Annotated in this window: 9 protein-coding genes; 6 read left to right on the forward strand and 3 right to left on the reverse strand. The window is 72.4% G+C overall.

The window, feature by feature from the left end:
• Positions 1-75: 75 nt before the first annotated feature.
• Positions 76-408, reverse strand: coding sequence for a WhiB family transcriptional regulator (locus tag V9U70_RS19670; protein WP_336676994.1), 333 nt, complete (start codon positions 406-408; stop codon positions 76-78).
• A gap of 452 nt (positions 409-860) precedes the next feature.
• Here V9U70_RS19670 and V9U70_RS19675 point away from each other — a divergent pair, with 452 nt between their 5' ends.
• The 4 genes from V9U70_RS19675 (at position 861) to V9U70_RS19690 (ending at position 5,247) form a co-directional block, all read left to right on the forward strand.
• Positions 861-1,472 (forward strand): response regulator transcription factor, encoded by a 612-nt coding sequence (locus V9U70_RS19675; protein ID WP_003948568.1) that lies wholly within the window; start codon positions 861-863, stop codon positions 1,470-1,472.
• Between the two features lie 316 nt (positions 1,473-1,788).
• Positions 1,789-2,364 carry a sigma-70 family RNA polymerase sigma factor gene (locus V9U70_RS19680; RefSeq protein ID WP_030084428.1) on the forward strand — a complete coding sequence of 192 codons (576 nt, stop codon included), beginning with the start codon at positions 1,789-1,791 and terminating at the stop codon, positions 2,362-2,364.
• A 151-nt stretch (positions 2,365-2,515) separates the two neighbouring features.
• On the forward strand, positions 2,516-4,018 hold the full coding sequence (guaB, locus tag V9U70_RS19685; protein WP_336676999.1) for an IMP dehydrogenase: 1,503 nt from the start codon (positions 2,516-2,518) through the stop codon (positions 4,016-4,018).
• Positions 4,019-4,122: 104 nt separating this feature from the next.
• The gene (locus V9U70_RS19690; RefSeq protein ID WP_336677001.1) at positions 4,123-5,247 is read left to right on the forward strand and encodes a GuaB3 family IMP dehydrogenase-related protein; all 1,125 of its coding nucleotides are present in this window, start codon (positions 4,123-4,125) and stop codon (positions 5,245-5,247) included.
• Positions 5,248-5,326: 79 nt separating this feature from the next.
• Here V9U70_RS19690 and V9U70_RS19695 read toward each other — a convergent pair whose 3' ends face one another.
• The gene (locus V9U70_RS19695; RefSeq protein ID WP_336677003.1) at positions 5,327-5,947 is read right to left on the reverse strand and encodes a hypothetical protein; all 621 of its coding nucleotides are present in this window, start codon (positions 5,945-5,947) and stop codon (positions 5,327-5,329) included.
• A gap of 111 nt (positions 5,948-6,058) precedes the next feature.
• Complete coding sequence (locus tag V9U70_RS19700) at positions 6,059-7,321, reverse strand: nucleotide sugar dehydrogenase (protein WP_336677005.1); 1,263 nt, start codon at positions 7,319-7,321, stop codon at positions 6,059-6,061.
• A gap of 247 nt (positions 7,322-7,568) precedes the next feature.
• Here V9U70_RS19700 and V9U70_RS19705 point away from each other — a divergent pair, with 247 nt between their 5' ends.
• Together V9U70_RS19705 and V9U70_RS19710 are read left to right on the forward strand one after the other, a co-directional pair.
• Positions 7,569-9,275, forward strand: a complete 1,707-nt coding sequence (locus V9U70_RS19705) for a glycerol-3-phosphate dehydrogenase/oxidase (RefSeq protein ID WP_336677007.1) — start codon at positions 7,569-7,571, stop codon at positions 9,273-9,275.
• A 378-nt stretch (positions 9,276-9,653) separates the two neighbouring features.
• Positions 9,654-11,759: a serine/threonine-protein kinase gene (locus tag V9U70_RS19710; protein ID WP_336677009.1), complete on the forward strand. Its 2,106-nt coding sequence runs from the start codon at positions 9,654-9,656 to the stop codon at positions 11,757-11,759.
• Positions 11,760-11,838: the final 79 nt, after the last annotated feature.

Consider the following 11,838-nt stretch of genomic DNA (forward strand, 5'->3'; position numbering starts at 1 on the left):
ACGGCCGGGTCGGCTGCGGCCGCATGGATGAAGATTGCGAAGAAACGTTTCTGCGATCAGGCTGCGCCGTTGGGGTCAGGAAGGTCCGGGGCCGGTGGCGGCCCTCGACGGCGTCGCGGTGACGAGCCGGGACCTGGCGCGGCCCATGAGCTCCTCGCGCTCGTCCTCGGTCAGGCCGCCCCACACCCCGTACGGCTCCCGTACGGCCAGGGCGTGCGCCGCGCACTCCGCCCGTACCGGGCAGCGCATGCACACCTCCTTCGCGGAGGCCTCGCGGGCGCTCCGGGCCGCGCCGCGCTCCCCCTCCGGGTGAAAGAACAGGGAGCTGTCCACGCCTCGGCAGGCGGCGAGCAACTGCCAGTCCCACAGGTCTGCGTTGGGTCCGGGAAGGCGGGAGAAATCTGCCATTGCTTGTCCCCTCGGAGCTGTGCTGCGTCGGAAGCGGCATCCTCGACCGTCTGTGATCAACGGCCCTCTGGGTTCGACCGTCTGTGATCGTTGTGACTGGACTCTCGACCGTACATCTACGGTGTTAGTAGATGTAAATATGACTGTCTGCGAATCTAGCCTCAGACACCCTTAAAAGGGAAGAAATAGCGCCCAATAGGGCACGCCATCGAGTGAAAATTCGGTTGACGGGTGAATCACCCGTGCCGTTCTCCTCCGTGAGCGGCCCGGCACGTAGAGTGCCGAACCCGACGGTCCGCCCCGTAACTCTTTCGAGTGACCATCGTTAAGAGAGCGGATGCGGTTGACGGAGATCGAGCTCGGGCACGTGTCCGAGGGGGTCGACCGCACAGGTGACGACATGTATCAGCCTGGAGGCTCAAGGTGACGCGCATCAGCTGCGGAGGACGGCCATGACATCCGTTCTCGTCTGCGACGACTCCCCGCTTGCCCGAGAGGCGCTCCGTCGCGCGGTGGCCACCGTGCCCGGCGTCGAGCGCGTGACGACGGCGGCCAACGGCGAGGAGGTCCTCCGCCGCTGGGGGGCCGACCGTTCGGATCTGATCCTGATGGACGTACGCATGCCCGGCCTGGGGGGAGTGGAGACCGTCCGGCGGCTGCTCTCCGCCGACCCCGGGGCCCGGATCATCATGCTGACCGTCGCGGAGGACCTGGACGGCGTCGCGCTCGCGGTCGCCGCGGGCGCTCGCGGATACCTGCACAAGGACGCCTCGCGCGCCGAGCTGCGGGCCACCGTCACCCAGGCGCTGGCCGACCCGACGTGGCGGCTCGCCCCACGCCGGCTGCGGTCCGCCGAGATGGGGGCGGCCCCGACGCTCACCGCCCGCGAGATCCAGGTGCTCGAAGGCATGAGCCACGGCCGCTCCAACGCGGAGATCGGCCGTGAGCTGTTCCTCTCGGAGGACACGGTCAAGACCCATGCCCGACGGCTCTTCAAGAAGCTCGGCGCCTCCGACCGCGCCCACGCGGTGGCCCTCGGGTTCCGCTGGGGCCTGGTCCGCTGACGACCGGCCCGAGGGGGCGCCCGGCGGAGCATCGCGGCCGGACTCTCCCGAGCCCCCCGTCCGCGGTCGGCGGACGGGGCCGCGGGCCGGGCCGCGCCGGCTTCGCACCCCGTGTCCGGGCGGCCGCTCAGCGGCGCCATGTGACGCTTCCCGGCCGATGACGCATCCTTGAGTCGTGGAGTTCCTCAGGAACGATTCGGTCGAGCGGAAGGGGAGGGCGCAGGACATGACATCCGGCGCACCCGCTCATAACGCTTCGGTGCACAACCCGGGACGCGATGGCGCGGATCGGACGGGGCCAGGGCACCATGGTCCGATGCGCGACGACGAAACCACGGTGATCGGTGCCCTCGTGCACCGCGCCGTCGACGGCGACGCGCAGGCCACCCATGACCTGCTGGCCCACGTCCACCCCCTCGCCCTGCGCTACTGCCGTTCCCGGCTGAACCGGCTGCCCGGTGATGCTCGCCACTTCGTGGAGGACCTCGCGCAGGAGGTCTGCGTCGCCGTGCTGATGGCACTGCCGCGCTACAAGGACACCGGCAGGCCCTTCGAGGCCTTCGTCTTCGCCATCGCCGGCCACAAGGTCGCCGACCTCCAGCGGGCCGCGATGCGCCACCCCGGGTCGACCGCCGTGCCCTCCGACGAGATGCCGGAGCGGCCCGACGACTCCCTCGGGCCGGAGGAGCGCGCCCTGCTCAGCAGCGACGCCGCCTGGGCCAAGAAGCTCCTCGCCAACCTCCCGGAGAACCAGCGCGAGCTACTGGTCCTGCGGGTCGCGGTCGGGCTGACCGCGGAGGAGACCGGACAGATGCTCGGGATGTCGCCGGGCGCGGTCCGGGTCGCCCAGCACCGCGCGCTCAGCAGGCTGCGGGCCTTGGCCGAGCAGTAGCGCAGCGGGGGCGCGCCCGCGCGGGAGCCCCCGGGGGGTCCTCCGTAGGAAGCCACGGAACGGCCGGGTGATCTTGATCGTGGAATGAGACACGTTCAGAGGCCGTTAGCATGGACATCCGCACCGATCAAGGCCATTTGGGGAAGGTGTCATGACTGTGAACGTCGACGGAGTGCCCGAGAAGTTCGCGACGCTCGGGCTGACGTACGACGACGTGCTGCTGCTGCCCGGTGCCTCCGCGGTGCTGCCCAACGCGGTCGACACCTCGTCGCTCATCTCGCGCAACGTACGGGTGAACATCCCCCTGCTGTCCGCCGCCATGGACAAGGTGACCGAGGCCCGCATGGCCATCGCCATGGCCCGGCAGGGCGGTGTGGGCGTGCTGCACCGCAACCTCTCCGTCGAGGACCAGGTGAACCAGGTCGACCTGGTCAAGCGGTCCGAGTCGGGGATGGTCACCGACCCCATCACCGTGCACCCCGACGCGACGCTCGGCGAGGCGGACGCGCTCTGCGCGAAGTTCCGCATCAGCGGGGTCCCGGTCACCGACACCGCGGGCAAGCTGCTGGGCATCGTGACCAACCGCGACATGGCCTTCGAGTCGGACCGCTCGCGCCAGGTGCGCGAGGTCATGACGCCGATGCCGCTGGTCACCGGGCGGGTCGGGATCTCCGGCGTGGAGGCCATGGAGCTGCTGCGCCGCCACAAGATCGAGAAGCTTCCGCTGGTCGACGACGCGGGAATCCTCAAGGGCCTCATCACCGTCAAGGACTTCAAGAAGGCCGAGCAGTACCCGAACGCCGCCAAGGACGCCGAGGGCCGCCTGCTGGTCGGCGCGGCCGTCGGCGCGAGCCCCGAGGCGCTGGACCGCGCACAGGCGCTCGCGTCCGCCGGGGTCGACTTCCTGATCGTCGACACCTCGCACGGGCACAACAGCAACGCCCTCGACTGGATGGCGAAGATCAAGTCGAGCGTCGGCGTCGACGTCATCGGCGGCAACATCGCCACCCGCGACGGTGCCCAGGCCCTCATCGACGCCGGCGTCGACGGGGTGAAGGTCGGCGTCGGGCCCGGCTCGATCTGCACCACCCGTGTGGTCGCCGGCATCGGCGTCCCGCAGGTCACCGCGATCTACGAGGCCGCGCTCGCCGCGCGTGCCGCGGGCGTCCCCGTGATCGGCGACGGCGGCCTCCAGTATTCGGGCGACATCGGCAAGGCGCTCGCCGCCGGGGCGGACAGCGTGATGCTGGGCAGCCTCCTGGCGGGCTGCGAGGAGTCCCCGGGCGAGCTGATGTTCATCAACGGCAAGCAGTTCAAGTCGTACCGCGGCATGGGCTCGCTGGGCGCCATGCAGTCCCGCGGACAGGGCCGTTCGTACTCCAAGGACCGCTACTTCCAGGCGGAGGTGGCCTCGGACGACAAGCTCGTCCCCGAGGGCATCGAGGGACAGGTGCCCTACCGCGGTCCGCTGGCCAACGTCCTCCACCAGCTGGTCGGCGGCCTCCGCCAGACCATGGGCTACGTCGGCGCGGAGTCCGTCGACCAGATGGAGAGCAAGGGCCGCTTCGTCCGGATCACCTCCGCGGGTCTCAAGGAGAGCCACCCGCACGACATCCAGATGACGGTGGAAGCGCCGAACTACAGCAGGAAGTGACACATCAGCGCAGGTGAGGGGCGGACCGGAGTTCCCGGTACCGCCCCTTTGCCACGTGTCGGGGATACTGGTCAGCGCAGACGTAGAGGGAAAGGCCACACATCGTGACTGAGATCGAGATCGGGCGCGGCAAGCGCGGCCGCCGGGCTTACGCATTCGACGACATCGCTGTCGTTCCGAGCCGCCGCACCCGGGACCCGAAGGAGGTCTCGATCGCCTGGCAGATCGATGCCTACCGCTTCGAGCTGCCGTTCCTGGCCGCTCCCATGGACTCCGTGGTCTCCCCGCAGCACGCCATCCGGATCGGCGAGCTCGGCGGGCTGGGAGTGCTGAACCTGGAAGGCCTGTGGACCCGGCACGCCGACCCGCAGCCGCTGCTGGACGAGATCTCCGAGATGCCGGTCGAGTCAGCGACCCGCCGTCTCCAGGAGATCTACTCCGCCCCCATCCAGGAGGAGCTGATCGGGCAGCGCATCAAGGAGGTGCGCGACTCCGGCGTCGTCACCGCCGCCGCGCTCTCCCCGCAGCGCACCGCCCAGTTCTCCAAGGCCGTCGTCGACGCGGGCGTCGACATCTTCGTGATCCGCGGCACGACGGTCTCGGCCGAGCACGTGTCGGGCGCGGCGGAGCCGCTCAACCTGAAGCAGTTCATCTACGAGCTGGACGTTCCGGTCATCGTCGGCGGCTGTGCCACGTACACCGCGGCCCTGCACCTGATGCGGACCGGCGCGGCCGGTGTCCTCGTCGGCTTCGGCGGCGGCGCCGCGCACACCACGCGCAACGTCTTCGGCATCCAGGTCCCGATGGCGACCGCCGTCGCGGACGTGGCCGGGGCCCGCCGGGACTACATGGACGAGTCCGGCGGCCGCTACGTGCACGTCATCGCGGACGGCGGCGTCGGCTGGTCCGGCGACCTGCCGAAGGCCATCGCCTGCGGCGCGGACGCCGTGATGATGGGCTCCCCGCTCGCCCGCGCGTCGGACGCGCCGGGCCGCGGCCGGCACTGGGGCATGGAGGCCGTCCACGAGGACGTGCCGCGCGGCAAGCTGGTCGACCTCGGCCCGGTCGGGACGACGGAGGAGGTCCTCACCGGGCCTTCGCACACCCCCGACGGATCGATGAACATCTTCGGCGCGCTGCGCCGCGCGATGGCCACCACCGGCTACAGCGACCTGAAGGAGTTCCAGCGCGTCGAGGTGACGGTGGCGGACTCGCAGCACCGCCGCTGACTGCCGCCGCGCACGCGGAAGGGGCCGGCGCCGTCACAGGGTGACAGTGCCGGCCCCTTCCGCGTGGTGGTGTGGGGCGTCAGCCCGCCTTCTTGGCGCCGCCGATGGCGGCGATCGGGCCGAGGGCCAGGAAGAGGTACGTCATGAAGTCGGCCTCCTCCTTCCAGAACCGCGTCACGGTGTCGAAGTGGCCGAAGAACACCTCGGAGAAGGACGCCTGCGCCACGTCCGCCATCACCATCGACATGCCGACCAGCTGGCCGAGGTAGACCGCGCCGAGCGCGAAGAGGACCGCCGCGCCGACGACGACCGGGTGGGAGCCGCCGACCTTGCTGGAGGCGAAGCCGACCAGGAAGCCGACGCCGACCGCCGCGTATCCGATCTCGCGCTCGATGGAGCCCGCGATCACGCCGTACAGGATGCCCGCGACGATCGCCGCGCCGAAGGCGGCCAGCACGCCGAGCGCGATGTTGTTGCGCGCCGGGGCCGACGGGGGCGCCGGGGCGAACGGCGCGCCGCCGTACGGACCGGGCTGCTGGCCCCCGAAGGGGTTGCCGGTGGGGGCGGGGGGCTGCTGGCCGTACGGGTTGCCGGTGGGGGCCTGGGGCTGAGTCGGCTGGCCGGCGTACGGGTTGCCCTCGGCGGGCCGACCGCCGTACGGCTGCTGGGGCTGGTGCGGCGGCGGTACGGGCTGGCTCACGGTGGGTCTCCCCCTGGGACGACACTACGCACGGCTGTGCGAGCTGTGACGCCGCAGGGTAGCAGCACCCTCCGGAACGGTCACCGGCCGTTTTCCGGGCCTCTGGCCGCCTCAGAGCCGGTGCGCGGCCCCTGCCGGGGTGGCTCCCCGGGTGTCCAGGAGGAGCTGGGCCTTGACCGCGAGGCCCTGGAGATCGTAGGTGCGGTGCTGCTGGAGCAGGACGGTGAGGTCCGCCGCGGCGGCCGCCTCGTACAGCGAGTCCGCGCGGGGCACGGGGCGTTCGCGCACCCGCCAGTCCGGGACGTGCGGGTCGTGGTAGCCGATCTGCGCGCCCATGTCCATCAGCCGGGTGGCGATCTCGCGGGCGGGGGCGGCCTCCTGGTCGGCGCTGTCCGGCTTGTAGGTGACGCCCAGCAGCAGCACGCGGGCGCCCCGGACGGACTTGCCGTGCTCGTTCAGCAGGGTGGCGCAGCGCTGGATGACGTAGCTGGGCATCCGGTCGTTGATCTCCTGCGCCAGCGAGACCATCCGCAGCGGGGGGCCGGGTGTGCGGGTGGTGCGGGGCAGGCAGCCCGGGTCCACCGGGACGCCGTGGCCGCCGACGCCGGGCCCGGGGCGGAAGGGCTGGAAGCCGAAGGGCTTGGTCTCGGCGCACCGGATGACGTCCCACAGGTCGACGCCGAGGTCGTGGCAGAGCACCGCCATCTCGTTGACCAGCGCGATGTTGACGTGCCGGAAGTTGGTCTCCAGCACCTTCGTCATCTCCGCCTCGCGCGGCCCGCGGGCCCGGACCACCTTGTCGGTGAGCCGCCCGTAGAAGGCCGCGGCCGACTCGGTGCAGGCGGGGGTGAGGCCGCCGATGACCTTGGGGGTGTTGGCGTAGTGGTGGGTGCGGTTGCCCGGATCGAGCCGGCTGGGGGAGCAGGCGAGGTGGAAGTCGCGCCCGGCGACGAGTCCGGAGCCCTCTTCGAGCAGCGGGCGCAGGAAGTCCTCCGTGGTGCCGGGCGGTACGGCGGATTCGAGCAGCACGGTGGTGTGCGGGCGCAGCCGTGCCGCCAGCGCGCGGGCGGCGTCGCCGAGGGCGGTGAGGTCCAGTGCGCGGTCGGGGCCGAGCGGGGTGGGGGAGCAGATCACGGCGGTACGGACCCGGCCCAGCTCGGCGGCGCTCGTGGTGGTCCGGAAACCGCCGGAGAGCAAGCGGCGGATCTCCGAGGCGGTGAGGGTCCCCTCCACGGGGGTGCGGCCCGCCCGGAGCTCCGTGTGAGGGCGTGGGTCGGTGTCGTAGCCAACGGTGTCGATTCCGGCGGTCACGGCGGCCTGGGCGAGGGGCAGGCCGAGGTGACCGAGTCCGATGACGGCGAGGTCTGCGGGCATCTAGAAGGCCGTCCTTCCCTGAGACCGGAGAACGAGGATCGCCACTGCTGTGGGCAGCGCAATGTCAGACTAGGCGTAAATATGACCTATATGTCGTATTGGGGAGTTCCGGTCGTGCGGGTGTTGTCCACAGCCGGTGGCTGAAGTCGGTGAGCGCGGACAGAATCGAGGAGTGGACGCGGGCGGCCGGCCCCTCGGCCGGGTGGCACTCCCGTGTCCGACCACCCCGATCCACCGGGAGGCAGCAGTGAGGACAGCGACACTGGGACCCGCCGAGCGCACCGCCGCGCTCGACGCCATGGCCGAGCGCGAACTGGACGTGCTGGTCGTGGGGGCGGGCGTGGTCGGAGCGGGCACCGCGCTGGACGCCGCGACCAGAGGGCTCTCGACCGGCCTCGTCGAGGCGCGCGACTGGGCGTCCGGCACGTCGAGCAGGTCGAGCAAGCTGATCCACGGCGGGCTGCGCTATCTGGAGATGCTGGACTTCGCCCTGGTCCGGGAGGCGCTCAAGGAGCGCGGACTGCTGCTGGAGCGGCTCGCCCCGCACCTGGTGAAGCCGGTCCCCTTCCTCTACCCCTTGCAGCACAAGGGCTGGGAGCGGCTCTACGCGGGCTCCGGCGTCGCACTGTACGACGCGATGTCGGTCTCCTCCGGCCACGGCAGGGGCCTCCCCGTGCACCGCCACCTCTCCCGCCGCCACGCCCTGCGGGTCGCCCCCGCGCTGAGGAAGGACGCCCTGGTCGGCGCGCTCCAGTACTACGACGCCCAGATGGACGACGCCCGCTTCGTCACCGAGCTGGTGCGCACCGCCTCGTCCTACGGGGCACGGGTGGCGAACCGGGCCCGGGTCGTGGGCTTCCTCCGCGAGGGCGAGCGGGTCGTCGGCGCGCGCGTACGGGACGTCGAGGGCGGCCCGGAGTACGAGATCCGGGCCAAGCAGGTGGTCAACGCGACGGGCGTGTGGACCGACGACACCCAGGGGCTCATCGCCGAGCGCGGCCAGTTCCACGTCCGCGCCTCCAAGGGCATCCACCTCGTCGTCCCCAAGGACCGCATCCACTCCTCCACCGGCCTCATCCTGCGCACCGAGAAGTCCGTGCTCTTCGTGATCCCCTGGGGCCGGCACTGGATCATCGGCACCACGGACACCGACTGGGACCTGGACAAGGCCCACCCGGCCGCCTCCAGCGCCGACATCGACTACCTCCTCCAGCACGTCAACGCCGTCCTGAACACCCCGCTGACCAGGGACGACGTCCAGGGCGTCTACGCCGGACTGCGCCCGTTGCTGGCCGGCGAGTCGGACGCGACCAGCAAGCTGTCGCGCGAACACACGGTGGCCCACCCCGTCCCCGGCCTGGTCGTCGTGGCGGGCGGCAAGTACACGACGTACCGGGTCATGGCCAAGGACGCGGTGGACGAGGCGGTGCACGGGCTCGACCAGCGGGTCGCCGCCTGCGTCACCGAGGAGATCCCGCTGCTGGGAGCGGAGGGGTACCGGGCCCTGTGGAACGCCCGTGCCAGGATCGCGGCCCGCACCGGGCTGCACGTCGCCCGGGTGGAGCACCTGCTCAACCGGTACGGCTCAACGACCGAGGAGATTCTCGAACTGATCGTGGCCGACCCCTCGCTGGGCGAACCCCTGCCCGCCGCCGACGACTACCTGCGTGCCGAGATCGTCTACGCCGCCTCGCACGAGGGGGCCCGGCACCTCGACGACGTGCTGACGCGGCGCACCCGGATCTCCATCGAGACCTTCGACCGGGGCGCCCGCAGCGCCCGGGACTGCGCGGAGCTGATGGCGCCGGTACTGGGCTGGAGCCAGGACCAGGTCGACCGGGAGGTCGCGCACTACGAGAAGCGCGTGGAGGCCGAGCGCGAATCGCAGCGGCAGCCCGACGACCTGACGGCGGACGCGGCCCGCCTCGGCGCTCCGGACATCGCGCCGAGCTGAGTGCCGCGCCCCGGCGGGCCGTGGCCGGCCGCGCCGGGGCGGCTGCTCCCGCGCCGCCCACCGGCCGGTGCGGCCTGCCCAGTTGGCCCGGCGGGGTCCGGGCGTGCGCGGGGGGCCCGGGGGAGCGGCGCTGGACGGGGAGGCGGGTCGGTAGGAGGCTGGGGGGCGAGGTGTGGTTCGCTGGGCGGGCCCGCAACCGTGCGGCCGGCCGGCGAACGCGCCGAGAAGCGGACGGCGGTCCCCGGGAAGCCGGTGCGACGAGGGGGCCTCCCCCCGTCGGGCCGGATCGCGGCGGAGCCCGGACCCGGCCCCAGGACCGGTCCTGGGGTGAGGGACAATGAACGCTCTGCCAGGGCGGGTTGATCGCAGAGGGGACGCATGTCGGAGGCGGAGCAGGCACAAGAGCCCCAACGGGACAAGAACGGTCGTCTCCTCGCGGGGCGCTACCGGCTCGGGGAGGTGCTCGGTCGAGGCGGCATGGGCACGGTCTGGCGCGCTGACGACGAGACGCTCGGCCGCACGGTCGCCGTCAAGGAACTGCGGTTCCCGTCAGCCATCGACGAGGACGAGAAGCGCCGGCTGATCACGCGCACCCTGCGTGAGGCGAAGGCGATCGCACGCATCCGCAACACCAGCGCGGTGACCGTCTACGACGTGGTCGACGAGGACGACCGCCCGTGGATCGTCATGGAGCTGATCGAGGGCAAGTCCCTGGCCGAAGTGATCCGCGAGGACGGCACGCTGACGCCCCGACGGGCCGCCGAGGTCGGGCTCGCCGTCCTCGACGTGCTGCGGTCGGCGCACCGCGAGGGCATCCTGCACCGGGACGTGAAGCCGTCCAACGTGCTCATCTCCGAGGACGGGCGCGTCGTGCTCACCGACTTCGGCATCGCCCAGGTCGAGGGAGACCCCTCGGTCACCTCCACCGGCATGCTCGTCGGAGCCCCCTCCTACATCTCGCCGGAGCGGGCCCGCGGCCACAAGCCGGGACCGCCCGCCGACCTCTGGTCGCTCGGCGGACTGCTGTACGCGAGCGTCGAGGGCTGCCCCCCTTACGACAAGGGCTCGGCCATCGCCACCCTGACGGCCGTGATGACCGAACCGCTCGACCCGCCGAAGAACGCGGGGCCGCTCAGTGAGGTCATCTACGGGCTGCTCGCCCGGGACCCCGACGAGCGCCTCGACGACGCCGGGGCGCGGGCGCTGCTCAACGCCGTGATCAACGCCCCCGACGCCCCCGCGCCGCCCGCCGACTCCACCCAGGTCATGGCGCTGCCCCCGGCCACCGCAGCCGACTCCCTCATCAAGCGGACGAAGCCGGCCAAGGCCCCGAAGCCGCCGAAGCAGGCCACCGCGTCGGGCGAGCCCGGGGAGGGGGCCCGCGACCGGCTGCGCGGGGCGCTGCGCTCCGTGCGCAACGCGAAGGCCGGGCCAGCCGCGGCCGCCGGCGCGGCGGCGGGAGCGGCGGCCTCTCCGGCCGCCGCTGCCGGTCCGCCCCCGGCCCCGCCGAAGCCCGCGACACCGCCGGGCAGGCCCGTCCGCGGCGAGAAGGCCGCGACGGCGACCGCGACCGCAGGGGCGGCGGCCCCCGCGAGGAGCGCCGCCGGAGCGCCCCGGACCGCGGTCGCGTCGAGCGCCTCCGTACCGGGGCAGCGGCCCCCGTCCTCGGCCGCGTCCCCCCGCGCCTCGATCACCGACGTGGTGCCCCGCCGCACCCTCGCGATCATCGCGGCCGTCGTCGCGCTGGCCATCCTCGGCACGGTCCTCGCCCTCACGCTCGGCGGCGACGGGGAGAAGAGCGGCTCGAACGACACCGCCGCCTCTGCCGGAACCGCCGGCGGAGCCGACGACCGGGGAGGCGACACGGGAAGCGCCAAGGGCGACGGCCGGAAAGAGGGCCAGGGCGAGCAGGACGGCCGGGCCCCGGAGGACCCGTCCCGGGTCCCCTCCGCCGACCCGTCCCCGGGCGAGGGGACCGACGAGCCGGACGGCGAGGACGGCGAGGACGCGGACGACGACGCACTGCCCGCCGGCTACGAGTCCGTCACCGACGACCGGTTCCGCTTCAGCATGGCGATGCCCCAGAACTTCCGGCGCACCGCCATCGCGGGCGCCAACTCCGGGGGCATCTACAACGCCGGGCAGGGCAGCTTCCCCCGGGTCCAGGTCGACTTCAACAGCTCGCCCAAGGACGACGCGGCCGCCGCCTGGCGCTCCGCCGTCGCGAGCGTGAAGGTCCTGAGCGACGGCTACCGGCACGGCGGCATAAAGAAGGTCGAGTACAACGGCTATCCGACCGTGGCCGACTGGTCGTTCGAGCGCAGCCACAACGGCGTCCGGGTCCGGGTGCTGAACCGCGGCTTCAAGGTCGACGCCCGGCGCGGCTACTCGATCATGATCAGTTGCGCGGTGGACGAGTGGGACGCCGACGCGTGCCGGACGCTCCGCGAGACGGCGTTCGCCACGTTCGCCCCGAAGGGCTGACGGCGGGCCCGGAGGGGCGCGGGAAGGCCCGGGGGACGTTTGTTCGGGCCGGGTTGGCGCTACCCCGCCCGTCGGCCCG

The sequence above is a fragment of the Streptomyces pratensis genome, from assembly GCF_037137275.1.
In the GTDB taxonomy this organism is placed as follows: domain Bacteria; phylum Actinomycetota; class Actinomycetes; order Streptomycetales; family Streptomycetaceae; genus Streptomyces; species Streptomyces pratensis_B.

Excerpts from the sequence above, each read along its gene's own strand:
- V9U70_RS19710 (WP_336677009.1), top strand. The coding sequence starts at position 9,654 with ATGTCGGAGGCGGAGCAGGCACAAGAGCCCCAACGGGACAAGAACGGT.
- guaB (WP_336676999.1), top strand. The coding sequence starts at position 2,516 with ATGACTGTGAACGTCGACGGAGTGCCCGAGAAGTTCGCGACGCTCGGG.
- V9U70_RS19680 (WP_030084428.1), top strand. The coding sequence starts at position 1,789 with ATGCGCGACGACGAAACCACGGTGATCGGTGCCCTCGTGCACCGCGCC.
- V9U70_RS19700 (WP_336677005.1), bottom strand. The coding sequence starts at position 7,321 with ATGCCCGCAGACCTCGCCGTCATCGGACTCGGTCACCTCGGCCTGCCC.
- V9U70_RS19675 (WP_003948568.1), top strand. The coding sequence starts at position 861 with ATGACATCCGTTCTCGTCTGCGACGACTCCCCGCTTGCCCGAGAGGCG.
- V9U70_RS19670 (WP_336676994.1), bottom strand. The coding sequence starts at position 408 with ATGGCAGATTTCTCCCGCCTTCCCGGACCCAACGCAGACCTGTGGGAC.